At 48.6% G+C, this 428-nt stretch carries 3 tRNA genes; all 3 read right to left on the bottom strand.

Annotated features, from left to right (window positions below):
• Nucleotides 1-72 precede the first annotated feature (72 nt).
• The 3 genes from AC1DCY_RS27720 to AC1DCY_RS27710 all read right to left on the bottom strand — a co-directional run bounded on the left by AC1DCY_RS27720 (nucleotide 73) and on the right by AC1DCY_RS27710 (nucleotide 353).
• Nucleotides 73-147, bottom strand: a tRNA-Gln gene (locus AC1DCY_RS27720).
• Between the two features lie 9 nt (nucleotides 148-156).
• Nucleotides 157-232 (bottom strand) — tRNA-His (locus tag AC1DCY_RS27715).
• A 47-nt stretch (nucleotides 233-279) separates the two neighbouring features.
• A tRNA-Trp gene (locus AC1DCY_RS27710) sits at nucleotides 280-353 on the bottom strand.
• Between the last annotated feature and the right edge of the window lie 75 nt (nucleotides 354-428).

Below are 428 nucleotides of genomic sequence, written 5' to 3'. Positions count from 1 at the left end.
CGAACCTTCGACCCTCTGATTAAAAGTCAGATGCTCTACCAACTGAGCTAATGGCTCATATTAAGAAATGAATGGCTGGGGTACTAGGATTCGAACCTAGGCATGACGGAATCAAAATCCGTTGCCTTACCGCTTGGCTATACCCCAATTATTAAATGGGGCGACTGATGGGAATCGAACCCACGAATGCCGGAACCACAATCCGGTGCGTTAACCACTTCGCCACAATCGCCACTATATGTAATCACAGCAGTTTTTGATAACGAGTACCTCGAAACCTGGCAGGGGCAGTAGGAATCGAACCCACACCAAAGGTTTTGGAGACCTCTATTCTACCGTTGAACTATGCCCCTATTAAATTAAAACTGGTGGAGGGGGACGGATTCGAACCGCCGAACCCTAAGGAGCGGATTTACAGTCCGCCGCGT

The organism is Lysinibacillus sp. 10T31, assembly GCF_056394365.1.
The sequence above is the reverse complement of the archived record's forward strand: the minus strand, read 5'-3'. Positions and strand labels throughout refer to the sequence as shown.